This is a genomic window from Serratia sp. FDAARGOS_506 (assembly GCF_003812745.1).
Taxonomy (GTDB): Bacteria; Pseudomonadota; Gammaproteobacteria; order Enterobacterales; family Enterobacteriaceae; genus Serratia.
Genome location: NZ_CP033831.1, coordinates 2,540,843 through 2,566,823, shown reverse-complemented (window position 1 = coordinate 2,566,823; position 25,981 = coordinate 2,540,843). Strand labels below are relative to the sequence as shown.

Genomic DNA, 25,981 nt, shown 5'->3' with positions numbered 1-25,981 from the left:
ACACTTGTCGTGATAGCACTCTGTTCCAGACGCAAGATCCGCTGTTCGCCGGTTTGGTCAACGCTCTGGATTAAGTCGCGGTAACGGTAGGCATTTTTCCGGCGCTGACGTAATATCTGTTTACATATGTCTGACAGGAGGTTTGCATGCTTACTTTTATTCCCATCGTGATCGTCGTCGCACTGATTGTGGTGTTCGCCGGCGTCAAAATTGTGCCGCAGGGGTTCCAATGGACGGTAGAACGCTTCGGCCGCTACACCAAAACGCTGATGCCGGGCCTGAACCTGGTGGTGCCGTTCATGGACCGCATCGGCCGTAAAATCAACATGATGGAACAAGTGCTGGACATTCCTTCGCAGGAGGTAATTTCCCGCGATAACGCCAACGTCGCCATCGACGCGGTGTGCTTTATCCAGGTGGTCGATCCGGCACGCGCCGCCTACGAGGTCAGCAACCTCGAACAGGCGATCGTCAACCTGACCATGACCAACTTCCGTACCGTGCTCGGTTCGATGGAGCTGGACGAAATGCTGTCGCAACGCGACAGCATCAACAGCCGCCTGCTGCACATCGTCGATGAAGCGACCAATCCGTGGGGGGTGAAAATCACCCGTATCGAGATCCGCGACGTACGCCCACCGGCGGAACTGATCGCCTCGATGAACGCCCAGATGAAGGCCGAGCGTACCAAGCGCGCCGACATCCTCGAGGCGGAAGGGGTGCGTCAGGCGGCCATTCTGCGCGCCGAAGGGGAGAAACAATCGCAGATCCTGAAGGCCGAGGGCGAACGCCAGTCGGCGTTCCTGCAGGCGGAAGCGCGCGAACGCGCCGCCGAGGCCGAGGCGCGCGCCACCCAGCTGGTGTCCGACGCCATCGCCAGCGGCAACATTCAGGCGGTGAACTACTTCGTGGCGCAGAAATACACCGACGCGCTGCAGAAGATCGGTTCCTCCAACAACAGCAAGGTGGTGATGATGCCGCTGGACGCCAGCAGCCTGCTTGGCTCGATCGGCGGCATTACCGAGCTGCTGAAAGAAAGCAAAGGCAAATAATCATGCTCGAACTGATCGCGGCGAATCCGCTGTGGTTTTGGCTCTCCCTCGGGGGCGTATTGCTGGCGGCGGAAATGCTCGGCGCCGGCGGCTACCTGCTGTGGAGCGGCGTGGCGGCGCTGTTGGTCGGCGCTCTGATCTGGCTGCTGCCGCCGCTCTCCTGGGAGTGGCAGGGCGTAATCTTCGCCGTCCTGACCGTCGTCGTCGCCTACCTTTGGTGGTACTGGCTGCGCCGGCGCCCCACGGCCGCATCCGGCGGCTCGCCGGTGCTTAACCAGCGCAACCGTCAGCTGATCGGCACCCGCGCCACGCTGACGGAGCCAATGCACAACGGTATGGGGCGCATCAATATCGGCGACAGCAGCTGGCGCGCTCAGGCGGCGGAAGATCTGCCCGCCGGCACCGAAGTGGAAGTGGTGGCCGTGGAAGGCGTGACGCTGGTGATCCGCGCCATCAAGCGTTAATTAGAACGGCAACACCCCGCCAGGTTGTTGATGATGGGGCACTCCGCCCCCTCGTCGCCCGGGCATTGGTCGGCCAGCGCCAGCAGGCGCTGGCGCATTTCGCCCAGTTCGCTGATGTGCCTTTCGATCTCCGCCACCTTCTGCAGCGTGCGCGCCTTCACGTCGGCGCTGTGGCGGGCCGGATCGTTGAACAACGCCACCAGCTCGCGGCACTCGTCCAGGTTGAAGCCCACCTGCCGCGCCTGGCGCAGCAGCGTCAGCTCTTCAACGTGCCTGGCGGAATAGTGGCGGTAACCGTTATCGCTGCGAATCGGGGCAGTAATCAGCGCTTTCTCCTCGTAAAAACGAATCGTTTTGCTGGTTAACCCTGTTTTTTTCGCGACGTCGCTAATATTCATGTTTACTCCTTGTCTATCCCACTGACCGGAAGGAAAATTCCTGCCATCCGAATCAAGTGCTTCACAGACCAGATGCTCGTTTAACCGCATTCCTGTCCCGTCATCACTCAATAACGACAAGCACAGCGCAGTTGCAACTGCCACCAGCATACAACGTGTTTATGAAATCACCGCTTTTTGATATTGCCCCGGCGTGATGCCCATAAAACGTTTAAACCAGCGTGTAAAATGAGCCTGATCAGAAAAACCCGACACCTCCCCGGCATCGATGAGCGAGATACCTTGCCTCAACAGCTGCATAGCATAGCGCACCCGAGCTTGGCGCTGATATGCGTGGGGTGTCATTCCATAGGTACGTTCGAAGGCGCGAAATAATTTGTACTGTGGAAGCCCCACCTCCCCAGCAATTGCAATCAAGCTGATATTGTCACATAAGTGAGCATCCAAAAAATCTCTGGCCATCTTAACCCGATTCAACTCCTTGCCTTCTCTTGTCACAACGTGGCGATGCCTTACATGCCGCTCAAACAGTTTATCGGCAAAGGAGAGATACGCCTGATCCCTAAACAGACGGGAACCTTCAACTTCTGAGCAGTGATGCAACGAGTAAAGATCAGCAATCACCTCAGGATCTTTGATGATAGGGCCGGCAAGCATAGGCAGCTGTGCGCCATGCCCTTCTCTGACCAACTGACGTAAATAGCCGACATCAACATACAGCGTGCGCAATCGCCAGCCATTTTCGTCAATTGCCCAACCTGCATGCGGCTCTTCGGCATCAATGGCATAGAGCTCTCCCTTATGGGCGACGAACTCGCTCCCACGCATTTTAATGCGAATGCTGCCTTCTGTAAGCAAAGCGAAGCAAGCCGTTTCATGAGTATGCACATCATATGCATAGTCTACAAAACGCCCATGAATCAGCTCTGCCTGCAACTCAGAAGAGCGCCAGATACTAATGTCCGATTGAATTGGTGTCATTTGGCAAACTCCAAAACCGCAATAAGTAACGTTTTTGCAATAGCGTTCAAGACAGGTTATTTCGATTCTAGCATAGTGTCTATTAACTTTACGTCCGCTCGCCGTACAAATTAGATATCGCGTTAAAGCCCCTCAACAGAAATAGGTTTTAATAGCGCACTGATGATAACGCTTTCGTTGATAAATAACATGAGGATAAACCATGACAGAAAATAAAGTCACCCAGAATATTAGCCAGGAAAAATGTGTGATTATTCTTAACAATGATCTGCCGTTAGGCCAGGCAGCCAATGCCGCAGCGGTTATTGCCCTCACCATAGGACAGCGCCACCCGGAGTTGGTCGGTTCCCCCTTGATCGATGCCACCAATGTCTCTCATCCTGGCCTTATCCCAATAGGCGTCACCGTATTATCAACCTCCGTCGAGACGATGCGTAACGTGCGTGAAAAGGCATGCGAGTTGCTCCATATTGATTTGATTGATTTTCCTATCCAAGGACAACAAACCAAGGATTATGATGCGTTTCTGCATGCCGTTTCAAAAACTCCATTACCCGACATGATTTATTCAGGATTGGCGTTGGTCGGCAATAAAAAAGCGATATCAAAATTGGTCGCGAAATTAGATCTATTTGGATAGTTGTCCAAAAGACTCAATCGATAAATACCCCCTCAAGGAATAAGGTGTCATCGCAAATTAAACATGCGGTCGCTGAGTTATTTTCATTATTAAAGCGTAAAAACAATTTGACCTTACCCTTGCTGGAAGGTTTAAGCTCCATTCTTAGTGAAAACAGGTCAGGCGGTTAACCTTTAAACACCGCCTTCTAAGCAAGGAGTCCAATCATGTCACACACCACTATGCTGGCATTGCAGGGGCTGTCCTGCATGAACTGCGCGCAGCGGGTGAAAAAAGCCCTGGAAAGCCGCAGCGACGTCGAACAGGCGGACGTTAACGTGCATTACGCCAAAGTGACCGGCGACGCGCCGGACAGCGCGCTGATCGATAGTGTGATCGCCGCCGGTTATCAGGCCGAAGTCGCGCCGCACGCCGATACCGAACTGCAACTGAGCGGCCTGAGCTGCATGCACTGCGTCGGCACCACCCGCAAGGCGCTGGAAGCGGTGCCGGGCGTGTTCGCCGCCGACGTCGCTATCGACGGCGCGAAAGTGTACGGCGATGCCGATCCGCAAACGCTGATCGCCGCGGTGGAAGATGCCGGTTATCACGCCAGCGTAGCGGACGCCGTCGCCCCAAAAACTGAGCCGTTGACTGACGCAACACCTTCGTTGCCGGACGTTCAGCCAGCGGCGCAATCCTCTCTTCCGGCAACCGATAACACGGACGACAGCGTGCAGCTGCTGCTCAGCGGCATGACCTGCGCCAGCTGCGTCAATAAAGTACAGCAGGCGCTGCAGAGCGTTCCCGGCGTAGAGCATGCGCGCGTCAACCTGGCGGAACGCAGCGCGCTGATAACCGGCGCCGCCGATGCGCAGGCGCTGGTGGCGGCGGTAGAAAAAGCCGGCTACGGCGCCGAAATGATTCAGGACGAGACCGAACGCCGCGAACGCCAGCAGCAGACCGCACGCGCCAACATGAAGCGCTTTAGCTGGCAGGCGGCGCTCGGGCTGGCGTTGGGTATCCCGCTGATGGCCTGGGGACTGTTCGGCGGCAGCATGACGCTGACGCCGGAAACCCAGCGCCCCTGGTTGCTGGTCGGCGTCATCACCCTGGCGGTGATGGTGTTCGCCGGTGGGCACTTCTACCGCAACGCCTGGCGCGCGCTGATGAACGGCAGCGCCACCATGGATACCCTGGTGGCGCTCGGCACCGGCGCCGCCTGGCTTTACTCGATCGCCGTCAACATTTGGCCCGATTTCTTCCCGATGGAGGCGCGCCACCTCTATTACGAGGCCAGCGCGATGATTATCGGCTTGATCAACCTCGGCCATGCGCTGGAACAGCGTGCTCGTCAGCGTTCTTCGCAGGCGCTGGAGCGATTGCTGGATCTGACGCCGCCCACAGCGCGGTTGGTAACCGACGACGGCGAGCGCGATATCCCGCTGGCGGAGGTACAGCTCGGCATGACGCTGCGGCTGACCACCGGCGATCGCGTGCCGGTCGACGGTGAAATCGTGCAGGGCGAAGTCTGGCTCGATGAAGCGATGCTGACCGGCGAAGCGGTGCCACAACAGAAAGGCGCCGGCGATACGGTGCATGCCGGGACGGTGGTCGACGACGGCAGCGTGCTGTTCCGCGCCGCCGCCATCGGCAGCCAAACCACGCTGGCGCGCATCATCAAACTGGTGCGTCAGGCGCAGAGCAGTAAACCGGCGATCGGCCAGCTGGCCGACCGCGTCTCGGCGGTGTTCGTGCCGGCAGTGGTGGCGATAGCCTTGTTCAGCGCGGCGATGTGGTACTTCTTCGGCCCGCAGCCTCAGTTGGTCTACACGCTGGTGATCGCCACCACGGTGCTGATCATCGCCTGCCCGTGCGCATTGGGATTGGCAACGCCGATGTCGATCATCTCCGGCGTAGGCCGCGCGGCGGAGTTCGGCGTGCTGGTACGCGACGCCGACGCCCTGCAGCAGGCCAGCCAGCTGGATACCCTGGTGTTCGACAAAACCGGCACCCTGACCGAAGGGAAGCCGCAGGTGGTGGAGATCCTGACCTTCAATCAGGTCAGCGAGCAACAGGCGATCGGCTGGGCCGCCGCGCTGGAGCAAAGCTCCAACCACCCGTTGGCGCGCGCCATCATGGAACGCGCCGCCGGGCAAACGCTGCCGCAGATAGCGCAGTTCCGCACCCTGCGTGGCGCCGGCGTCAGCGGGGAAATCGACGGCGCGCAGCTGTTGCTGGGCAACGCCGCGCTGCTGGAACAGCATCAGGTCGCGACCGCCGAACTGGAAGCGCCGATGCGCGCCCAGGCTGAACGTGGCGTGACGCCGGTGCTGCTGGCCATTGACGGTAAGCCGGCCGCGCTGTTCGCCATTCGCGATCCGCTGCGCGAGGACAGCGTCGCGGCGCTGCAGCGCCTGCACCAGCAGGGGTATCAGCTGGTGATGCTGACCGGCGATAACCCGGTGACCGCCAACGCCATCGCCAAAGAGGCCGGAATCGATCGGGTGATTGCCGGCGTGCTGCCGGACGGCAAAGCGGCGGCGATCAAGCAGCTGCAGTCACAGGGCCGGCGCGTGGCGATGGTCGGCGACGGCATCAACGACGCCCCGGCGCTGGCGCAGGCCGACGTGGGCATCGCGATGGGCGGCGGCAGCGACATCGCCATTGAGACCGCCGCCATCACCCTGATGCGCCACAGCCTGCACGGAGTGGCGGATGCGGTGGAACTGTCGAAGGCCACGCTGCGCAACATGAAGCAGAACCTGTTCGGCGCCTTTATCTACAATACGCTGGGTATCCCGATCGCCGCGGGCGTGCTCTACCCGCTAACTGGCACGCTACTCAGCCCGGTGGTGGCGGGCGCGGCGATGGCGCTGTCGTCCATTACCGTAGTCAGCAACGCCAACCGGCTGCTGCGTTTTAAACCCAGGAAGTAATCTCCGGGGCGCCGTCATGGCGCCCCGCTGTTTTCCGGGCTTTCCTGCGCGGCGGATAGCGTTTAGCATGAATGACGATTTTTCCTCATCTTTCATGCTTAAACGCACGCCCGTCATCCAGGAGTCACGCCGTATGGGTCAACTGTTACGCCGCCTCGCCGCCTTTCTCGGCCTGATCTCGCCCAAACGATACGCTTATCCGGCGCTGGATATCACCCTGCCGGGCGATCGTCGGCTGCATCTGGTGGGCAGCATCCATATGGGCACCGTCGATATGTCGCCGTTGCCGCCCCGGCTGGCCGCCCGGCTGCAACAGGCCGACGCGCTGATCGTCGAAGCCGATATCACCGATTCCGCCTCGCCTTTCGACCACGCCGAGCTGCAGCCGGTACTGGAACAGCGCCTGTCCGCCGAAGAATATCAACGGCTACTGGCGCTGTGCCGTGAGTTGAACGCCGACCCGCACGCCTTCGCCACCCTGCCCGGCTGGCAGGTAGCGCTGATGATGCAGGCGCGCCAGGCTCAGCGTCTGGGGCTGCGGGCGGAGTATGGCGTGGACTATCAACTGCTGCAGGCCGCCCGGGCACAGGACAAACCGGTGATCGAGCTGGAAGGGGCGCAGCAGCAGTTGGCGATGCTGGAACAGCTGCCGGAAGGCGGCATTGCGCTGCTGCGCGATACGCTGGAGCACTGGCACACCAACGCGCGGCTGCTGCAAACCATGGTGAGCTGGTGGCTGGACGCCAAACCGCGCGGCACGCTGGACACCCTGCCCGCCACCTTCAGCGCGGGGCTGTACGACGTGCTGATGCATCAGCGCAATCGCGATTGGCGGCGTCAGCTGGAGGCGCTGCCGGCCGGTGACTATGTGGTGGCGGTTGGCGCATTGCACCTGTATGGCGAGGATAACCTGCCGGCGATGCTGCAGCCGCAGGGCTAAAAAAGAGGCCAATATCGCTATTGGCCAGTCAAAGAGGAATTTCTTGTATTTTAGTTATACGCATAGCAACCGTGTTAACGGTTACAGTAAATAGGGTAGCAACCCGGTGAATATCTTGGCAACCCGCTTTATGTAACAGCCGCTCAGGTTGCCGCGCTGGGCGGATTTTTGTATTTTTAAGGCTGGTTATCACCCTTTCCCCGCAGGGGACATTCTGGACAACACATCATGACGCCCGCAGTCGTTCTGCTTGAGAAACAAAAGATCGCCTTTACCCTTCATCCGTATCACCACGACAGCGACGAAACTAATTTCGGCGACGAAGCGGTGAAAAAGCTGGGGCTGGATGCCGATCGGGTTTACAAAACGCTGCTGGTGGCGCTGAACGGCGACGCCAAACACCTGGCGGTGGCGGTCACACCGGTCGCCACCCAGCTGGATCTGAAAAAGGTCGCCCGCGCCCTCGGCGCTAAAAAGGCCGAGATGGCCGATCCGCAGCTGGCGCAGCGCGTCACCGGGTACCTGGTGGGTGGAATCAGCCCACTGGGGCAGAAAAAACGGCTGCCGACGGTGATCGACAGCCCGGCGCAAGCGTTCGCCACCATCTACGTTTCCGGCGGCAAACGCGGGCTGGACATCGAGCTGGCCGCCGCCGATCTGTGCCGCCTGCTGGCGGGCAGCTTCGCCGACATCGCCAAACGCGACTGACGCCGCGCTCTCAGCGGCACACTACCGTGGCGTCACAGGCCGCCAGCGTCTCGACCAGGCGGTCTTCCAGCGCCTTCACCTCCGCGCCGGGCACCAGATAGTTGTTGCTGATGATGGCGAACGCCAGCGGCCGCCCGGTCGCCGAGTCGACATAGCCGCTGAGCGACGACACCCCGGTCATGGAACCGCTCTTGGCGTGGGCGCGGCCCGCCGCCGCCGTCTTCACCATGCGGCTCTGCAGCGTCCCGCCCACCAGCAGCCCCGGCTGGCCCGCAATGGGCAAGGCGTTATACCAGTCGGCGAACCACGGCTGTTTCCTGGCCGCCAGCAGCAGCGTCGTCAGCTGCTGCGGCGTGACCTGATTCATGCGCGACAGCCCGGAACCGTCCACCTGGCGGTACGCGCCGGCCTCGACGCCCTGGCTTTGCACAAACCGGCTAATCGCCTGCAGACCGGCGGCCCAATCCCCCTTGCCCTGCGTCTTTCGGCCCATCGCTTTGGTCAATATCTCGCCGTAACCGTTGTTGGACACCTTCAGGAAGGTGACGGCCAAGCGGGAGAGCGGCGGCGAGGTTTTTTCGGCCAGCCGCTGTGCGCCTGCCGGCGTCACGCCCTCTTCAACGTTGCCACGCAGCGTGATGCCGTGCGCGCGCAGGGCATTTTGCAATAAGGCGCCGATCACGCGGGCCGGTTGATCGACGGTGATCAATCGCGAGCGGGTCTCCGCCTGCGCGGCGATGGTGCCGCTGACCACGATCCGGTTACTGCCCGGCTGGCGATCGAACGTCAGTGCGGTGTCGCCGCCGGTGGTGGTGTGGTTGACCAGCGTCACCGCGTCATTGGCGGGATAGAAACTCACCTGCCCTGGCGCACCGGCGCGGGCGCCCGGCTGCACGTCCACCCGCACCACGTTGATATCGCCGCCGGGGGTAAAGGCGTAGTTCAGCGCCGAGATCGGCGCGGCAAAGGCGAAGGGTTCGTCGTCCCAGCTCCAGCCGGCGCCGAAGGGCGTTTGATCGAACGCGTTGGCGTCCAGGATCAGCCGCCCATGAATATGGCGAATGCCGCGCTGCGCCAGCGTGGCGGCGAAAGTGTCGAGATCGTCTGGATGCAACGTCGGATCGCCGCTGCCCTGCAGATAGAGATCCCCTTGCAAGGTGTCGCCACGCTGCTCGCCGGTGGCCAGCAGCCGGGTTTCAAACCGGTAATCCGCCCCCAGCACGCCGAACGCCGCCAGAGAAGTGAACATCTTCATGTTGGAAGCCGGCGCCAGGCGCTGCTCCGCATGCGCCTGATACAGCACGGTTCCGCTGTCGGCATCGCGCACCATCACGCCGCTCGACGCGCCAACCAGCGCCTTGTCTTGGCCGATGGCCGCCAGCGCCTGGCTGAGCGTTTGCTCATGGCGTTGGCCGGATGACGAACACCCCGCCAACGCCAGGATGGCGGGCAGCAGCCAGCCTGCGGTTTTCAACATGTCATCTCCCTGCTTGCGTTATCAGAACAAAATTGTTGCTCAGGCTATCATTGGAAGGCGGCGGCGGCGACTTTTGCGTGCGTTTGAAGGAGGGTTTTCGGCGGGAAACAGGCGGCCCACCCACAGGGGAGCAGGCCGCTGCGGTGGCGATTAGCGATAAACGATCTCGCCCTTTGGCTCATAGGCCGCCGCATCCAGCGGTGAGTGTTTCTCGATGTACTGCTTCAGCACCTCGGCATCGATAAAGCCGGTGTTGACGTAGCTCGGCAGCCCGTCCAACTTCGGATAGCCGTCGCCGCCCAGCGCGTTGAAGTTCAGCGTCGCCATGCGGTAGGTTTTATCCGCCTGCAGCGGCTGGCCGTTGATCTTCACCTCGCTGACGCCCTTGCCGTCCGCCACCAGGCTGACGTTGGCGAACTGGGCGTAAGCGCCGGAGTCCGGCTTCATGTTGGCTACCACTGCCAGGTACTGCTCAATCTCGCTGCCTTTCATATCGACATGCACCAGGGTGTTGCCGAACGGTTGTACCTTGAGCACGTTTTTGTAGGTAATATCGCCGCTTTCAATGGAATCGCGCACCCCACCGCCGCTCATCACCGCGAAGTCGGCATCGGCGCGCTCCATCTGCGCGGCCAACATCACCCGCGCCAGGTTAGTCTGCACGAAGCGAACCTTGCTGCGATCGCCCTCCAGCTTGCCGTTAACGCTGCCGATCTTCACGCTCAGCTGCTCTTTGCCCTTCTCCTGGAACGGCGTCAACAGCTTCATCATGGCCGGATCTTCCGCGATCTGCTGGGTGTAATACACGCGCTCGCTGGTGCCGTCCGCCTTCTCCACTTTCTTCTTCAGGTTCACCGGTATCAGCTGATAATGCACCAGCTTCAACTCACCGTTGCGGAATTCGAAGTCGGCGCGGCCCACGTATTTGCCCCACTCATGTGCCTGCACGATCCAGGTGCCGTTCTGGCGATCCGGCGAGCACGGCGTACCAGGCACATAATCGACCTGCTTGCGGTTGTCACCGGCCATGCACACCGGATCCTGCGAGTGGCCGCCGACGATCATGTCGAGATATCCGGCCGGCAGGCTGCGCGCCATCTCCACGTCGCCCGGCGCGTTGGAGCCGTGTTCGCCGTTGTCGTAGTGCCCCATGTGGGTAGCGGCGATGATCACGTCCGGTTTCTCGTCTTTACGCAATTGCTCCACCACGCGCTTCGCCTCCGGCGCCGGCACGCGGAATTCAATGTCGGTAAAATACTCCGGGTTGCCCATTTTCGCGGTGTCGTCGGTCGTCAGGCCGATCACCGCGATCTTGATACCCTGCTTGTCGAACAAGGCGTAAGGCTTGAACAGCCGCTGGCCGGTACTTTTCTGATAGATGTTGGCGGACAGCAGCGGGAAGGTCGCCCATTTTTCCTGCTGGCGCAGTACGCTCAGCGGGTTGTCGAATTCGTGGTTGCCGATCGCCATCGCGTCGTAGCCCACCAGGTTCATGCCGCGGAAGTCCGGCTCGGCGTCCTGCAGATCCGATTCCGGCACGCCGGTATTGATATCGCCGCCGGACAGCAGCAGCAGGCTGCCGCCCTGCGCCGCCACTTCCTGACGAATGCCGTCCACCAGCGTTTTCTGCGCGCCCAGGCCATATTCGCCGTGATCGTTCTGCCAGAAATGACCATGATGATCGTTGGTGTGCAGAATGGTGATGGCGTAGGTCTTATCCTTTTCCCAGGCACTGGCGGCCCCCGACAGCAACGTCAGGGAAACGGCCAACGCGCATGCGGTGGTTTTCAGCGAAAAACGCATGGCGGATCTCCGTGTATTAAATGGCTTTTATGATGAGGGCGAAATTGTAGCGCGAATTAATGACAGCTGATTTCAAATTTTTGCGATGTGAGTCTGATTATTTCAGATATGGTAAAAATTAAGCGCCCTGCCTAAGATGTCATCTCTGTGCTCAACAACTTATCAGGCTAATAATAATATGACCGACAGTAGCCAAAGCGCGATGCCGCCCGCCAAGGGCAGTGCGGTGAAGGGAACCGCCTTTTCCATCCTTGGCGCCATCAGCGTGTCTCACCTGCTCAACGATATGATCCAGTCGCTGATCCTGGCGATTTACCCGATCCTGCAAGCCGATTTTCACCTCAGCTTCGTGCAGATCGGCATGATTACCCTGACCTATCAGCTGACGGCCTCGCTGCTGCAGCCGCTGATTGGCTATTACACTGATAAACACCCGCAGCCTTACTCGTTGCCGATCGGTATGGGCTTTACCCTGTCCGGCCTGCTGCTGCTGTCGGTAGCGAGCACCTTCCCGCTGGTGTTGCTGGCAGCGGCGCTGGTGGGCACCGGTTCATCGGTCTTCCACCCGGAATCCTCGCGCGTGGCGCGCATGGCCTCCGGCGGGCGGCATGGTCTGGCGCAGTCGCTGTTCCAGGTCGGTGGCAACTTCGGCAGCTCGCTCGGCCCGCTGCTGGCGGCGCTGATCATCGCGCCCTACGGTAAGGGCAACGTCGCCTGGTTCTCGCTGGCGGCGCTGCTGGCGATCGTGGTGCTGCTGCAGGTCAGCAAGTGGTATCAACATCAGCATCGGGCAACTAAAGGGCTGCCCAAAAGCCCGTCGATGCTGAAACCGCTGCCAAAACGTACCGTAGTCTACTCGCTCGGCATCCTGCTGGTGCTGATTTTCTCCAAATACTTCTATCTGGCCAGTATCAGCAGCTATTACACCTTTTATCTGATACATAAGTTCGGCGTTTCGGTGCAGAACGCGCAGATACACCTGTTCGCCTTTCTGTTCGCGGTGGCAGCCGGAACCATTATCGGCGGGCCTCTCGGCGATAAGATAGGGCGAAAATATGTTATTTGGGGCTCTATTCTTGGTGCGGCACCGTTTACCCTTGTTTTACCCTATGCATCTCTGTACTGGACCGGCATTTTGACGGTGATCATCGGGGTTATTCTCGCTTCGGCGTTCTCCGCCATCCTGGTCTACGCGCAAGAGCTGATCCCGGGAAAAGTTGGCATGGTTTCCGGCTTATTCTTCGGTTTTGCTTTCGGTATGGGTGGGTTAGGCGCGGCAGTTCTTGGTTATGTCGCTGATTTGACCAGTATCGAACTGGTCTACCAAATCTGTGCTTTCCTGCCGCTGATCGGCATTATCACTGCACTACTGCCCAATATGGAGCATAAAACGCAATAACCCCGCTGGCTGCCCGGATGAAATTATTTATTCATCCGGGTTATCCCACGGATAAACCAATGTTATTTGGTCTATCTGACACAAAATCCCCTCATTGCCGCGTCTTAAGTGAAATCCTCTGCTTTTTTACAAAAAAGGCCAAATTAGCCAAGCAAGCCGCGAACAAATGCAATAAACTAAATGTATCTTTTCGTAACTTTGTTGCGTTTCTCCCGTGCCGCGATGCATAGCCAGAAGGAGTATGGATGCATAATTCAACACCGCTCATCACCACCATCGTCGGAGGGTTAGTACTCGCCTTCCTCCTCGGCATGCTGGCGAACCGCCTGCGCATCTCCCCTCTGGTGGGGTATCTGGCCGCAGGGGTGCTCGCCGGCCCGTTCACTCCCGGTTTCGTCGCCGATACCTCACTGGCGCCGGAACTGGCGGAAATCGGCGTTATCCTGTTGATGTTCGGTGTTGGCCTGCACTTCTCTTTGAAAGACCTCCTCGCAGTAAAATCTATCGCCATTCCCGGCGCCGTGGCGCAAATAGCCGTCGCGACCCTGCTCGGTATGGGGCTGTCCAAACTCCTCGGCTGGGATCTGATCTCCGGCCTGGTGTTCGGCCTCTGTCTCTCCACCGCCAGCACCGTGGTGCTGCTGCGCGCCCTGGAGGAACGGCAGCTGATCGACAGCCAACGCGGGCAAATCGCCATCGGCTGGCTGATCGTCGAAGATTTGGCGATGGTGCTGACGCTGGTATTGTTGCCGGCCTTCGGCAATATGCTGGGCAACGACAACGCCAGCAGCAGCCAGCTACTGATGGAGCTGGCGCTGACCATCGGTAAGGTCATCGCCTTCATCGCGTTGATGATCGTGGTCGGCCGCCGCCTGGTGCCGTGGATCCTGTCGAAAACCGCCAGCACCGGCTCACGCGAGCTGTTCACCCTGGCGGTATTAGCGCTGGCACTCGGCATCGCCTACGGCGCGGTGAAGCTGTTCGACGTCTCCTTCGCGCTGGGCGCCTTCTTCGCCGGCATGGTGCTGAACGAGTCCGAACTGAGCCACCGCGCGGCGCACGACACCCTGCCGCTGCGCGACGCGTTCGCGGTGCTGTTCTTCGTCTCGGTCGGCATGCTGTTCAATCCGATGATCGTGATTAACGAACCGCTGGCGGTGCTGGCGACGCTGGCGATCATCGTGTTCGGCAAATCCGCCGCCGCATTCCTGTTGGTGAAAATGTTCGGCCACTCCAAGCGCACCGCGCTGACCATTTCCGCCAGTCTGGCGCAGATCGGCGAGTTCGCGTTTATTCTGGCGGGCCTCGGCATCGCGCTCGGCATGATGTCGGAACACGGCCGCAATCTGGTGCTGGCCGGCGCCATTCTGTCCATCATGCTCAACCCGCTGTTGTTCACCCTGCTGGAGCGCTATCTGGCCAAAACCGAAACCATCGAAGAGCAAATTCTCGAAGAGGCGGTGGAAGAAGAGAAGCAGATCCCGGTGGACATGTGCAATCACGCGCTGGTGGTCGGCTACGGCCGCGTCGGCAGCCTGCTGGGCGGCAAACTGGCCGAGGCGGGTATTCCGCTGGTGGTGATCGAGAACTCCCGCCCGCGGGTGGAAGCGCTGCGCGAACAGGGCATCAAGACAGTGCTGGGCAACGCCGCCAATCCGGAAGTGATGGATCTGGCGCGGCTCGACTGCGCACGCTGGCTGCTGCTGACCATTCCCAACGGCTATGAGGCCGGCGAGATCGTCGCTTCGGCGCGCGCCAAGCGGCCGAACATCGAGATCATCGCCCGCGCCCACTACGACGACGAAGTGGCCTACATCACCGATCGCGGCGCCAACCAGGTGGTAATGGGTGAACGGGAGATCGCCAACAGCATGCTGAACATCCTGCAGCTGGACACCCTGAGCGAAGAAGAAAAAATGGGCGGCTGCCCGATCTGAAGCGCCACGGGCGCATAAAAAAAGGTCCGGCATGCCGGACCTTTTCTTTTTCAACGAGTTAACGCTCCCAGTAGGACTCTTCCAGGCTGTCTTCCCGCTCCGGCAGACCGCGGGTGAGGCGCGGCGAATGCTGGTTCAACACCTGGTAGCTGACGCGGTTGGCGTATTTGCACACCTGCGCCAGGGAGGAGTAAGTCAGGTAGCTGCGCACGTGCTTGCTGGAATTGGGCACGTTATGGCGGTGATAGCCGTTGGCGGCAATATCGTGCAGCAACGCCGACAGCGCGCCGTCGCCGGCGCCGTTGGTGTTCATGATCCTCTCGGGGCCGCCCATATAAGGCGCGATGTGCGAATAAACGCGCAGCGGATTTTCACAGTGTTCGCGGCGCATGGCGCGGCTGAATTCGTAGCGGTTGAACTCGGCGATATGCCCCGGCAGCAGCGGGTGCTGGGTCTGGCGCTTGTTGGCTTCTTCGGTGTAGCCCGCCATATACAGGCCGTTCGGCCCGGCGGTGCACAGCACCAGATCCACCCACTCCAGCGCCATGTCCGAGGCGGTCAACGGATCGCTCAGCCCGGTCAGCTCCAGCGCTTCGTCTTCGTTCATCGCCAGAATCGTCACGTTTTCCTTCAGGAACTCGCGCCACCACTGCGGGTTGTCGGCGATCACGTACTTGGTGCCCAGCGTCAACACCACCGGCACATCATGCTTTTTGGCGTATTCGATCGCCTGCAGGGTGGCGGCCTTCATCGGCTCCCCTTCCTTGCAGCGCACCAGATAAGAGCTCAGCACCAGCGCCGACGCGCCGGCGATCACCTCTTCAGGAATGCTTTCCGGGCGCAGCTGGTTCATCTGGCCTGGGTTGATGGCGAAGGTACGCTCGCCGCTTTCGCCAATCAGCGTGAAACAGCGGCCGATGGCGCCGTCTACGCCCTGCAGATAGTTAAGATCGGTACGGCTGGAGGTATTGCACAGATAACGATAGGCATAGCTGCCGATTTTCACGTTGCTGCACATCACGCCGAGCAGCACCGAGCGATCGTCTGCCAGCACCGAATAGTTGTGCATGGTATTGCCGATGGTGCCGCCGGCGAACTGATGGGTAACCAGGTTGTTTTCATTCAGTTCCTGATACAGCGCCTCGGCGACGTCGTCTTCGATCACCAGAGAGTGGCCCAGACTCAGGCCGTAGCGCTGGACAAAAGCGTCGTCCACCTTCGCCTCGATATCCACCAGCGTCTGGTCGATGCCGACGATATACGAGGTGCTGATTTCACTTTCGGGCTGGGCCTGCTGCAGAAGCGGATCGCGGGCGCTCACCGGGAAATAGTGTTTAGACTTGCGTTTACCAGGAAATTTCATGTGATTGGCGGTGGTGACGGTTTAACAAGCGGAGAATGTTAACACATTCCCGCCCGATCACGATGATTCTAATATACAGATTATGGATGATTAGAGGCGCTGCGCCACCAGCTGCTGCATCATATCGATATGCGCCGGCTCGTCGTTCAGCGCAGAGATATATTCAAACTTCTCGCCGCCGGCCTTGAGGAAGATCTCACGGTTCTGTTCTTTAATCTCTTCCAACGTTTCCAGGCAGTCCGCCGAGAAACCGGGGCAAATCAGCTGAATGTGCTTCACGCCCTGCGCCGGTAGCCCTTTCAGGGTCTCATCGGTGTATGGCGTCAGCCATGGCTCGCGGCCAAAGCGCGATTGGTACGTCATCATCACTCGCTCCGGTGCCAGCGGCAGCGTGGCGCTCAGCGCACGCAGCGTATCCTCGCAGCGCTGTGGGTAGTCGTCGCCCAGGCGCGCGTAGCGTTTGGGGATACCGTGGAACGACAGCACCAGCCGGTCCGGCTGGCCGTGCTCAGCGAACGAACGTTCCACGCTTTGCTGCAGCGCGGCGATGTAGGCCGGATGTTCGGCGTAATCGCGGATGAAGGCCACAGAAGGCAAACGGCGATAGCCTTTCAGCACCCGCGCCACGCCGTCCCATACCGCCGCGCTGGTGGAACAGGAATATTGCGGATAGAGCGGCAGCACCACCAGGTTGGTCACACCCTGCGCCAACAGCTTGTCGATGGCTTCCGCCAGGCTCGGCGAGCCATAGCTCATGCCCAGCTCCACCGGCGTATTCGGCATGCGTGCCGCCAGCGCCCGCTGTTGGCGACGGCTGTACACCAGCAGCGGCGAGCCCTCTTCCATCCACACCGACTGATAGAGCTTCGCCACGCGCGGCGAACGGATCGGCAAGATCGCGCCGTTGAGGATCGGCCACCAGATCAGCGGCGCCGTGTCGACCACGCGATCGTCACTGAGGAATTCCTTCAGATAGCGTTTGACCGCCGACGAGGTCGGCGCATCTGGCGTGCCCAGGTTCACCAGCAATACGCCGTGTTTCTCTTGCTTCATCTCAGTTCCCCTCATTTCCTTTCCGGCCGGCATTCCGTTCTGGGTCGGGATGTCAGCAGCCATTAATGCCGGCTATTGTAACGGAAAAGTCCTGCGTCGAAACCGATAACAGCAACAGGCTATGCCTCGTGACCGTCGTTGAAGCAGCCACACACATAATCCATAAAGCTTCGTAGCTTAAGCGGCATTTTTTGATCGGGTAAAAACAGCAGGCTGACCTCTTTGACCGGAATGCGGTACGCCGGCAACAGCGGCACCAACTCCCCATCGGCGATCAAGCCGCTCACCTGCGAGAGCGGCTGCAGCGTAATGCCGCCGCCATGCCGCGCGGCATTGAGCAACGCCAGCCAGTTATTGATCTTGAGGCGGCTGTTCACCTTAATGCGATGAAGCCGATCTTCCCCCTGAAATTGCCAGACTTCGTTCGCACTCCAGTTGCCGTGCAAGCACTGGTGATCGGCCAACGCCTCGGGGGTCAAAGGCACGCCGTGCCGCGCCAGATACTCCGGTGAGGCGCACAGGCAAAAAGACTCCGTTTTCAGGCGTTTGCTTACCAGCAGCTCATCCCCGGCGAGCGGCACCCGAATAACCGCATCGAACCCCTCCTCCGCAACATCGACCAACCGGTTGGAAAGATGCAGGTCGATGTGTATCTCGGGGTAGGCTTCAAGAAAGCGCGGCAACAGCGGGACCAATTGATGATGTCCGAAACTCAAAGGGGCGGCGATACGCAACTGCCCTTTAGGCCTGGCGGAGAGTTCCTGGGCGACGGCCTCCGCGGCTTCAACTTCCATCAGCACCGCTTTGCAACGCTCATAAAATCGCGCGCCGACTTCGGTCAGGCTTTGTTGGCGGGTCGTCTTATGCAACAACCTGGCACCCAACCAGTGTTCCAGGGAACGCACATGCTTGCCCACGCCCTGCGGACTGATATGCAACGTTTCCGCCGCGCCGGCGAACGACCCCGCCTCGACCGCGCTGACAAAAATAGCCATGCTGGTTATTCGGTCCATCGCTCCACCACCATTAGAAACCAAACGTTTCGAAATAAACGCTTTTCGCTACATTTATCATCCAAATCCGCTCCAGTAAAGTGATGCGTACCGCCCTTCAAGGAATACCAACATGAAATACCGCACGCTCCCACACGCGCTGTTTGGCCTGGCGCTCGCACTATCGGCCTGGCACGCCTCAGCGCAAACGGCAGTACCTGGCGCCGCCGAAAATGCCATACGCGTCACCCTGCTGGGCACCGGCAATCCGGTGCCGCGCATCGCGCGTGCGGGCAACAGTACACTGGTGGAGGCCGGCAAACAGAAGCTGGTGTTTGATTTTGGCCGCAATGCCAGCACCCGGCTGTGGCAAGTGGGTATCCCGCTGGGGCGAATCGACGCCTTCTTTCTGACTCACTTTCACTCCGATCACACCATCGGCTTCCCCGATCTATGGCTGACGGGGTGGCTGCAACCCGCCTATGGCCGCCGCGCCGTGCCGTTGGAGCTGCATGGCCCAACCGGCACCGTCGAGTTCGCCGCCGGGCTACGGCAAGCGTTCGCCAGCGATATTGCGACACGGCAAAAGGATGAAGGCACGCCGCTCGACGGCGTGACGATCAACGCCCATGACGACGCACCCGGTCTGGTCTACGCCAAAGACGGCGTGAAAGTCTTCGCCTTCAACAACGATCATGGCGTCAACATCAAACCGTCGTTCGGCTACCGCATCGAGTATCGCGGACGTTCGGTGGTGATCTCCGGCGATACGCGCTACAGCGCCGAAGTCGTGAAACAGGCGACCCATGCCGATATGCTGGTGCATTGCATCTCCATCACCTCACAAGCGCAGATGAAAGCCAACCCGGGTTATCGGGCAATTGCCGCCCACCTTTCCTCTCCCGACGACGTGGCGCGCGTGCTCAACGCGGCGCGCCCCAAGCTGGCAGTCTTCAGCCATATCGGGTTGAACGGCGACGTCACCACCGGCGATATCGTGCGGCAAGTCGGCGCAAAATATGACGGCAGCTTCGTGGTCGGTGAAGATTTGATGCGATTTGAAATTTCAACCCAACCGGAACATAACGGCATCAGAATGTGGCAGGTAGAAAACAAATAGTCGGTATGTGACCACCGCCTGGCGGTGGTCATCCGGTCTCATCACGCCTGCGCCAGCCGCCACACCGCCGCCACGTTGCGCGCCGTCACCTGCAGATTGCGATCGGCGTCCGCCAACGCTTCTTCCAGCGTTACGATGCGATCAAGCACCGAAAACGCCGCGTCTATGCCGTGTTGATGCACCACCTGGTAATCCGGCGTCAGGCTGCCGGCGATGGCGATTACCGGCACGCCGTGGCGCTTGGCCACCCGCGCCACGCCGATCGGCGTTTTGCCGTGGATCGACTGGCTGTCCAGCCGCCCTTCGCCGGTGATCACCAGATCGGCATCGCGCACCGCCTCATCCAGACGCAGGGTTTCGGTGACGATCTCGATGCCCGGCCGCAAACGTGCGCTGAGCATGCCGAGCAACGCCGCCCCCATACCGCCCGCCGCGCCCGCGCCCGGCTGGGTGAGCACGGTGCGGCCGGTTTCCCGCTCCAGCAGTTCGCCATAGTGATGCAGTGCCGCATCGAGCTGCGCCACTATCTCCGGCGTCGCCCCCTTCTGCGGCCCGAACACCGCCGAGGCGCCCTTTTCGCCGCACAGCGGGTTATCGACGTCGCAGGCGGCGGTCACGCTTACCCGCTGCCAACGCGCATCCAGCCCGGTGAGATCGAGATGTGCCAGCTGTGCCAAGGCCGCACCGCCCACCGGCAGCGGCCGACTGTCCTTATCCAGCAACTTCACGCCCAGCGCCTGCATCATCCCAGCGCCGCCGTCGTTGGTGGCGCTGCCGCCGATGCCGAGAATGATCGCCTTCACACCGCGCTCCAACGCCGCCAGCATCAGTTCGCCGGTGCCGTAACTGGTGGTGATGCGCGGATCGCGCCGGCCGGGCGGCGCCAGGTGCAGCCCGGAAGCGGCGGCCATTTCAATCACCGCGGTTTCGCCGTCGCCCAGCAGGCCATAGAATCCCAGCACCGGCTCTCCCAGCGGCCCGGTGACCGTCACCTGGACGATTTCGCCGCCGGTGGCCGCCACCATCGACTCCACCGTGCCTTCGCCGCCGTCCGCCATCGGCAGCTTCACATAGTGTGCCTGCGGATAAATTTGGCGGAATCCCCGCTCAATGGCGTCGGCGACGCCGAGCGCGCTCAGGCTCTCTTTGAAAGAATCCGGAGCTATAACCACTTTTTTCAGCGCTTTCATCACTGTTCCTTATCCCGCCAGGTTAAATACGCCAAACATCAGCGCCGAGATTGCCGCGATGGTGAATCCCACCAACGTTTCATACGGCAACAGCTTCAGCCGCTCGTGCACCGCCATATTGACGCTGCCGCCGGTGGCGTGGAAGAAGCTACCGTGCGGCAGGTGATCCAGCACCGTGGCGCCCGCATGGATCATCGCCGCGCCGGCCAACCCGCTCACGCCCAGCTCGAGCAACGTGGAGCTGAACACCCCGGAAGCCACGGCGGTGCCGGCGGTGGTCGACGCGGTCGCCATCGACATCAGCGCGCCGGACAGCGGCGCCAGCAGCCAGGCCGGCAGCCCGGTGTGCGTTAAGCCGTTAATCAAGACATCCTTCAGCGCCGAGTTGGCGATAATGCCCGCCAGCGTGCCGGTGCCGAGCAGCATGATCGCCACCGGCGCCATGCGCGACAGGCCGGAGACCATAAACTGATTGCACTGGCGGATACGCCCCATCAGCAGCGCGCCCGCCAACCCACCGGCCGGCAGCGCGATCAGCGGATCGACGGCGATACCGGCGATCGGCCGCAGCGACAGCAGCAAGATCGCCACCAGCGGTGCGCTGATTGCCGCAGCGAAGCCCGGCCGCGCCCCTTCGGCATGCTGAGTCAGCTCTTCGGCCATCACTTTGCTGCCTTTATCGCTCAGGCGACGCGCCAGCAGATAGGCCACCACCAGGCCACACAGCCCCGGCACGATGCCGGCCATCATCACCGAAGTGAGCGGCACGTGGAAGTTGTCCGCCGCCGCAATGGTGTTCGGGTTAGGTGACATCACGTTGCCGGCCTTGCCACCACCGATCATCGCCAGCAGGATCGCCGCGCGCGAAATGCCGGCCTTCTGGGCGATCGACAGCGCGATCGGCGCGACGGTAATCACCGCCACGTCGATAAATACCCCCACCGCCGTCAGGATCAGTGTAGCCACCGCCAGCGCCAACAGCGCGCGGGTTTCGCCCACCTTACGCACGATGGTTTCGGCGATGGTGTGCGCCGCGCCGGATTCGATCAGCACCCCGGCCAATACCCCCGCCGCCAGAATGCGCATCACGGCGTTGGTGATGCCCTGCGCCCCGCCGATCATCAGCGTTACGGTCTGCACCAGGTCGGCGCCGCCGCATAGCCCGCCTGCCAGCGCGCCGGCGATCATGCCGTAAGCCGGTGGCACCTTGCGTAGGATCAGGACGATGGCGACGGCTAACGCCACCAGCGCCCCCAGAGTGGATACGGTTGTCATTGTTGTTTTCTCCGTGGTTGATGTGCAGGTCAACATATCCCGCGCGCCCGGCGTTGGCCTGAGGGGAAACAACAAAAAAACGCCGGGGGAACGGCGTGGAATTTGTGGGTTGGCACAACTCAATCGTGCATCAGCATGCCGATATACAACCGCAGAGCGTCAGTTAATTGATTGATTTTCATGCCGGTTATCGCTTCGATGCGCTGCAGGCGATAGCGCAGGGTATTGACGTGGATATGCAGCTGCGCGGCGGTCTGCGTCTGATCACAATTCTGCGAAAAATAGTGGCGCAACGTACTGCGCAGCACGCCTTTTTCATCCTGTTCACCCAGCGTCCGCCAGGGGCGCCCCAGCTCCTGTGCGCGCCAGTCCTCCCCCAGATCGCACAACAGCGACGGCAGCGGGTAGTCGTGGTAAAACAGCGTGGCGTGACGCAGTTTCAGGCGCTGCGCCATCGCCTGAGTGGCGCGCGCCGTCAGGCTGGAACGGTAGGCGCTTTGCGGATCGTCATAAAAACCACCGACGATCAAGCGCACCCGAAAGCGGTGTTTGAGTTGATTTTGCAAACGCTGCGCCTGCTGGCGCTCCAGCTTCAAACTCCATTCGCCCTGCGCCATACAGGCCGGGCGCAGCAGGGTCATTTCATTGAAGCCGGTAATGGCGATCAACGCGTCGCGCTGGGTGGCCTCCAGCTCCGCCAGCAGCTCGCGCAGCAGGTGCGGCTGCGCCTCTTGCAGCTCGACGATCCACACGATGCGCGCCTGGCGCAGATCCAATCCCAGATAGGCCGCCATCGCTTGCAGCGACGCGGTGTTCGGCTGCGGCTGCAGCAGCTGGTTCGCCAGCTCTTCCCGGTAGCGCTTTTCCCACTGGTGCTGATCCAGCAGCGCCGCCTGCTCCACCATCAACTCCGCCGCCATCTTCACCAGCTCGGCGTAGGCGCGCACCTCGGCCGGTTCGCCGGAGATGCCGATCACCCCCACCCGCTGGTTGCGAAAGCTGAACGGCAGGTTGATGCCGGGCCGCACGCCCTTCAGGTGCTCGGCGGTGGCGCGGTCGATTTCCACCACCCGGTTCTCGGCCAGCGCCAGCACCGCGCCTTCATGGCGCTGGAACAGGCGCTGCGGGTTGCCGGAGGCGATGATCACACCGTTGCTGTCCATCACGTTGACGGAATGGCTGATGATGCCCATCGCCCGCTGGACGATCTGGCGCGCGGTGGCTTCCGCCAGAAGATTGGTCTGTCTGAGCATGCCCGGCTCCCTGCTGAGGGTGAAAACGCAGGCTTGTTATACGCCATTTGGTGCGGGCGATTAACGGGCACGGCTGCAACAAGCTGCCGCGATCACAATTTGGCGGGAAAACGGCAAAAAAAACGCCGGGCCACAGGCCCGGCGTCATGCACAACCCGCTTGCGATCAACCGAGGATGGTCGCCAGCTCTGCGCTCACTTCGGCGACCTTGCGGGTGCCGTCGATTTTGCGGTATTGGGTGTTGCCCGCTGCCGCTTCTTTGCTGTAGTAAGAGATCAGCGGCGCGGTCATCTGATGGTATTCCACCAGGCGCTTGCGCACGGTCTCTTCCTGATCGTCCTTGCGCGTGGTCAGCTCTTCGCCGGTCACGTCGTCTTTACCTTCCACCTGCGGCGGATTGAACTTCACGTGGTATACGCGGCCGGACGGCGCGTGCACGCGGCGGCCAACGATGCGGTCAACGATCAGCTCGTCCGGCACGTCGAACTCCAGCACGAAGTCCACGTTGATGCCGGCTTCTTTCATTGCGTCAGCTTGCGGAATGGTGCGTGGGAAACCGTCCAGCAGGAAGCCCTTGCGGCAATCTTCCTGAGCGATGCGCTCTTTGACCAGCGCGATCACCAGCTCATCGGTCACCAGCTTGCCGGCGTCCATGATCTCTTTCGCCTGCTTGCCCAGTTCACTGCCGGCCTTCACGGCTGCGCGCAACATATCACCGGTGGAGATTTGCGGAATGCCGTATTTCTCCATGATGAATTGAGCCTGAGTACCTTTACCAGCGCCCGGAGCGCCCAGCAGAATGATACGCATTGCGTAAATCCCCTTGCTATGTAGTTTTTATAAAATTGCGAAAACGCTCAACGATACCATTTCAGGGGGGGCAGGCTCAAGGCGCGCGAAGGAAATCGATTGCGGAATGTGCAAAAAAACGGACAAGCAAAAGGCGAGAAAATGCGGGGAAAAATCGACAATGCGCCCCTAACGGAGCCGTTAAGGGCGCATATCTACAGCTTTAGGCGGACAGCAACTTATTCATGCGACGGATGAACAGGTTCGGATCCTCCAGCGTGCCGCGTTCGGCCAGCAGCGCCTGATCCAATAACAGGTCGATCCATTCGGCGAAATGTTCGTTATCGCCCACGTCGGATGCTCGTTTGACCAACGCATGCTCCGGATTAAGCTCGAAAATGTACTTCACTTCCGGTGCCTGCTGACCGGCGGCGGCAAACAGCTTGGCCATCTGGGTGCTCATTTCATCGGCGTCGGTCACCACGATCGCCGGCGTATCGGTCAGGCGGTGCGTCAGGCGCACATCCTTCACACGCTCGCCCAGCAGGGTTTTCACGCGCTCGATGAACGGCTCCAGCTGCTTCTCGGCGGCCTTCTGCTCTTCGGTTTCATCCGCCAGTTTATCCAGCGTTTCATCCGCTTTGCTGACCGACTGGAACGGCTTGCCGTCGAACTCAGTCAGGTAGCTCATCATCCATTCGTCGATGCGATCGGACAGCAGCAACACTTCAATGCCTTTCTTACGGAACAGCTCCAGGTGCGGGCTGCTCTTGGCGGCGGCGTAGCTGTCGGCGGTGATGTAGTAAATCTTCTCCTGCCCTTCCGCCATGCGGCCGACGTACTCTTCCAGCGACACCGTCTGCGCCGAGCTGTCGCCGTGGGTGGAGGCAAAGCGCAGCAGTTTGGCGATCGCTTCCTGGTTGCCGTTGTCTTCCGCCGGGCCCTCTTTCAGCACCAGACCGAACTGCTGCCAGAATTTCTGGTAGCCTTCGGCGTCGTCTTTGGCCAGCTTATCCAGCATCTGCAACACGCGCTTGGTCAGCGCGCCGCGCAGGTTTTGCGTTACGCGGCTGTCTTGCAGGATCTCGCGCGACACGTTCAGCGGCAGATCGTTGGAATCGATCAGGCCGCGCACGAAACGCAAATAGTTCGGCATGAACTGCTCAGCGTCGTCCATGATGAACACGCGCTGCACGTACAGCTTCAAGCCGTGTTTGTGATCGCGGTTCCACATGTCCCACGGCGCCTGCGCCGGGATGTACAGCAGGCTGGTGTACTCCTGCTTGCCTTCTACCCGGTTGTGGCTCCAGCTCAGCGGATCGGTGAAGTCGTGGGCGATATGCTTGTAGAACTCTTTGTACTCTTCGTCCGTCACGTCAGCCTTGCTGCGGGTCCATAAGGCCTGCGCCTTGTTGATCTTCTCCCAGGTGACGGTATCGTCTTCTTCGTTTTTGCTTTCGATCTCCACCGGCAGTGCGATGTGATCGGAATATTTGCCGATTATCGAGCGCAGACGCCAGGCGTCGAGGTACTCATCTTCGCCTTCACGCAGATGCAGGGTGATTTCGGTGCCGCGAGTCTCTTTGGTGATGTCGGCAATGGTGTAGTCGCCTTCACCGGCAGACTCCCAGAACACGCCTTCGTCATCGGCGGCGCCGGCGGCGCGGGTGCGCACGGTCACTTTGTCCGCCACGATGAACGCCGAGTAGAAACCGACGCCGAACTGGCCAATCAGCTGGCTGTCTTTCGCCTGGTCGGAGCCGATGGACTCCAGGAACGCTTTGGTGCCTGACTTGGCGATGGTGCCGAGGTTTTCGATCACTTCGTCGCGGCGCATGCCGATGCCGTTGTCGGCGATAGTCAGGGTGCGCTGCTCTTTATCGAAGGACAAACGTACGCGCAGCTCGCCATCGCCGGCGTACAGTTCTGGCGCAGACAGGGCGCGGAAGCGCAGCTTGTCGGCGGCGTCAGAGGCGTTGGAGATCAGCTCGCGCAGGAAAATTTCTTTGTTGGAGTACAGCGAATGGATCATCAGATGAAGCAGCTGTTTTACTTCAGACTGGAACCCGCGGGTTTCTTGACCTTTCATACTCATTGATTACCTCAAAAGACAATGGCTACCAAAATCGAACAATGAGAATCAGATGAGGGTCAGGGTCTTGTTTTTCAAGCGGACGGCGGGAAATTTTTGGCAAAAAAGCGACGGGGCCGAATGGCCCCGTCCGGGAA

General features: G+C 60.5%; 21 protein-coding genes. 9 read left to right on the top strand and 12 right to left on the bottom strand.

Annotation, left to right across the window (positions count from 1 at the left end):
- The first annotated feature begins 146 nt into the window (after positions 1–146).
- Positions 147–1,052, top strand: coding sequence for an SPFH domain-containing protein (locus tag EGY12_RS12425; RefSeq protein WP_004940203.1), 906 nt, complete (start codon positions 147–149; stop codon positions 1,050–1,052).
- Between the two features lie 2 nt (positions 1,053–1,054).
- A complete protein-coding gene (locus EGY12_RS12420; RefSeq protein WP_123893856.1) occupies positions 1,055–1,516 on the top strand; it encodes an NfeD family protein in 462 nt (153 codons plus the stop codon).
- Here the strand turns inward: EGY12_RS12420 and cueR are convergent.
- Together cueR and EGY12_RS12410 are read right to left on the bottom strand one after the other, a co-directional pair.
- Positions 1,513–1,914: a Cu(I)-responsive transcriptional regulator gene (gene cueR / locus EGY12_RS12415; RefSeq protein WP_047728634.1), complete on the bottom strand. Its 402-nt coding sequence runs from the start codon at positions 1,912–1,914 to the stop codon at positions 1,513–1,515. The genes EGY12_RS12420 and cueR overlap by 4 nt on opposite strands.
- Positions 1,915–2,073: 159 nt before the next feature.
- Complete coding sequence (locus EGY12_RS12410; RefSeq protein ID WP_123893855.1) at positions 2,074–2,895, bottom strand: AraC family transcriptional regulator; 822 nt, start codon at positions 2,893–2,895, stop codon at positions 2,074–2,076.
- Positions 2,896–3,097: 202 nt separating this feature from the next.
- On the opposite strand from EGY12_RS12410, the gene EGY12_RS12405 reads away from it, so the two are divergent.
- From EGY12_RS12405 to ybaK, 4 genes are all read left to right on the top strand, one after another.
- A complete protein-coding gene (locus EGY12_RS12405; protein ID WP_123893853.1) occupies positions 3,098–3,535 on the top strand; it encodes a DUF2000 domain-containing protein in 438 nt (145 codons plus the stop codon).
- A gap of 206 nt (positions 3,536–3,741) precedes the next feature.
- On the top strand, positions 3,742–6,453 hold the full coding sequence (gene copA, locus EGY12_RS12400) for a copper-exporting P-type ATPase CopA (RefSeq protein ID WP_123893851.1): 2,712 nt from the start codon (positions 3,742–3,744) through the stop codon (positions 6,451–6,453).
- 133 nt (positions 6,454–6,586) lie between these two features.
- On the top strand, positions 6,587–7,393 hold the full coding sequence (locus tag EGY12_RS12395) for a TraB/GumN family protein (protein ID WP_123893849.1): 807 nt from the start codon (positions 6,587–6,589) through the stop codon (positions 7,391–7,393).
- A gap of 228 nt (positions 7,394–7,621) precedes the next feature.
- Entirely contained in the window at positions 7,622–8,101 is a 480-nt protein-coding gene (gene ybaK / locus EGY12_RS12390) for a Cys-tRNA(Pro)/Cys-tRNA(Cys) deacylase YbaK (protein ID WP_123893847.1), read from the top strand.
- 10 nt (positions 8,102–8,111) lie between these two features.
- Here ybaK and dacB read toward each other — a convergent pair whose 3' ends face one another.
- Positions 8,112–9,578: a D-alanyl-D-alanine carboxypeptidase/D-alanyl-D-alanine-endopeptidase gene (dacB, locus tag EGY12_RS12385; protein WP_123893845.1), complete on the bottom strand. Its 1,467-nt coding sequence runs from the start codon at positions 9,576–9,578 to the stop codon at positions 8,112–8,114.
- Positions 9,579–9,728: 150 nt separating this feature from the next.
- Positions 9,729–11,381 (bottom strand): bifunctional UDP-sugar hydrolase/5'-nucleotidase UshA, encoded by a 1,653-nt coding sequence (ushA, locus tag EGY12_RS12380; protein ID WP_123893843.1) that lies wholly within the window; start codon positions 11,379–11,381, stop codon positions 9,729–9,731.
- A gap of 178 nt (positions 11,382–11,559) precedes the next feature.
- On the opposite strand from ushA, the gene EGY12_RS12375 reads away from it, so the two are divergent.
- Both EGY12_RS12375 and ybaL read left to right on the top strand, forming a co-directional pair.
- Positions 11,560–12,780, top strand: a complete 1,221-nt coding sequence (locus EGY12_RS12375; RefSeq protein ID WP_123893841.1) for an MFS transporter — start codon at positions 11,560–11,562, stop codon at positions 12,778–12,780.
- 245 nt (positions 12,781–13,025) lie between these two features.
- Positions 13,026–14,717, top strand: a complete 1,692-nt coding sequence (gene ybaL, locus EGY12_RS12370; RefSeq protein WP_123893840.1) for a YbaL family putative K(+) efflux transporter — start codon at positions 13,026–13,028, stop codon at positions 14,715–14,717.
- 58 nt (positions 14,718–14,775) lie between these two features.
- Here the strand turns inward: ybaL and EGY12_RS12365 are convergent, their stop codons facing one another.
- The 3 genes from EGY12_RS12365 to EGY12_RS12355 form a co-directional block, all read right to left on the bottom strand.
- On the bottom strand, positions 14,776–16,080 hold the full coding sequence (locus tag EGY12_RS12365) for an inosine/guanosine kinase (protein ID WP_123893838.1): 1,305 nt from the start codon (positions 16,078–16,080) through the stop codon (positions 14,776–14,778).
- A 90-nt stretch (positions 16,081–16,170) separates the two neighbouring features.
- Complete coding sequence (gene hemH, locus EGY12_RS12360) at positions 16,171–17,133, bottom strand: ferrochelatase (RefSeq protein WP_004940253.1); 963 nt, start codon at positions 17,131–17,133, stop codon at positions 16,171–16,173.
- A 119-nt stretch (positions 17,134–17,252) separates the two neighbouring features.
- The gene (locus tag EGY12_RS12355; RefSeq protein WP_216641499.1) at positions 17,253–18,128 is read right to left on the bottom strand and encodes a LysR family transcriptional regulator; all 876 of its coding nucleotides are present in this window, start codon (positions 18,126–18,128) and stop codon (positions 17,253–17,255) included.
- Between the two features lie 130 nt (positions 18,129–18,258).
- On the opposite strand from EGY12_RS12355, the gene EGY12_RS12350 reads away from it, so the two are divergent.
- The gene (locus EGY12_RS12350) at positions 18,259–19,245 is read left to right on the top strand and encodes an MBL fold metallo-hydrolase (RefSeq protein WP_123893834.1); all 987 of its coding nucleotides are present in this window, start codon (positions 18,259–18,261) and stop codon (positions 19,243–19,245) included.
- Between the two features lie 41 nt (positions 19,246–19,286).
- Here EGY12_RS12350 and EGY12_RS12345 read toward each other — a convergent pair whose 3' ends face one another.
- The 5 genes from EGY12_RS12345 to htpG form a co-directional block, all read right to left on the bottom strand.
- Complete coding sequence (locus EGY12_RS12345; RefSeq protein WP_123893832.1) at positions 19,287–20,435, bottom strand: glycerate kinase; 1,149 nt, start codon at positions 20,433–20,435, stop codon at positions 19,287–19,289.
- A gap of 9 nt (positions 20,436–20,444) precedes the next feature.
- A complete protein-coding gene (locus EGY12_RS12340) occupies positions 20,445–21,710 on the bottom strand; it encodes a GntP family permease (protein WP_015376868.1) in 1,266 nt (421 codons plus the stop codon).
- A 119-nt stretch (positions 21,711–21,829) separates the two neighbouring features.
- Positions 21,830–22,963, bottom strand: coding sequence for a sugar diacid recognition domain-containing protein (locus tag EGY12_RS12335; RefSeq protein ID WP_123893830.1), 1,134 nt, complete (start codon positions 22,961–22,963; stop codon positions 21,830–21,832).
- A gap of 165 nt (positions 22,964–23,128) precedes the next feature.
- Entirely contained in the window at positions 23,129–23,773 is a 645-nt protein-coding gene (adk, locus tag EGY12_RS12330) for an adenylate kinase (protein WP_004940261.1), read from the bottom strand.
- Between the two features lie 202 nt (positions 23,774–23,975).
- Positions 23,976–25,841 (bottom strand): molecular chaperone HtpG, encoded by a 1,866-nt coding sequence (gene htpG, locus EGY12_RS12325; RefSeq protein WP_172962920.1) that lies wholly within the window; start codon positions 25,839–25,841, stop codon positions 23,976–23,978.
- Between the last annotated feature and the right edge of the window lie 140 nt (positions 25,842–25,981).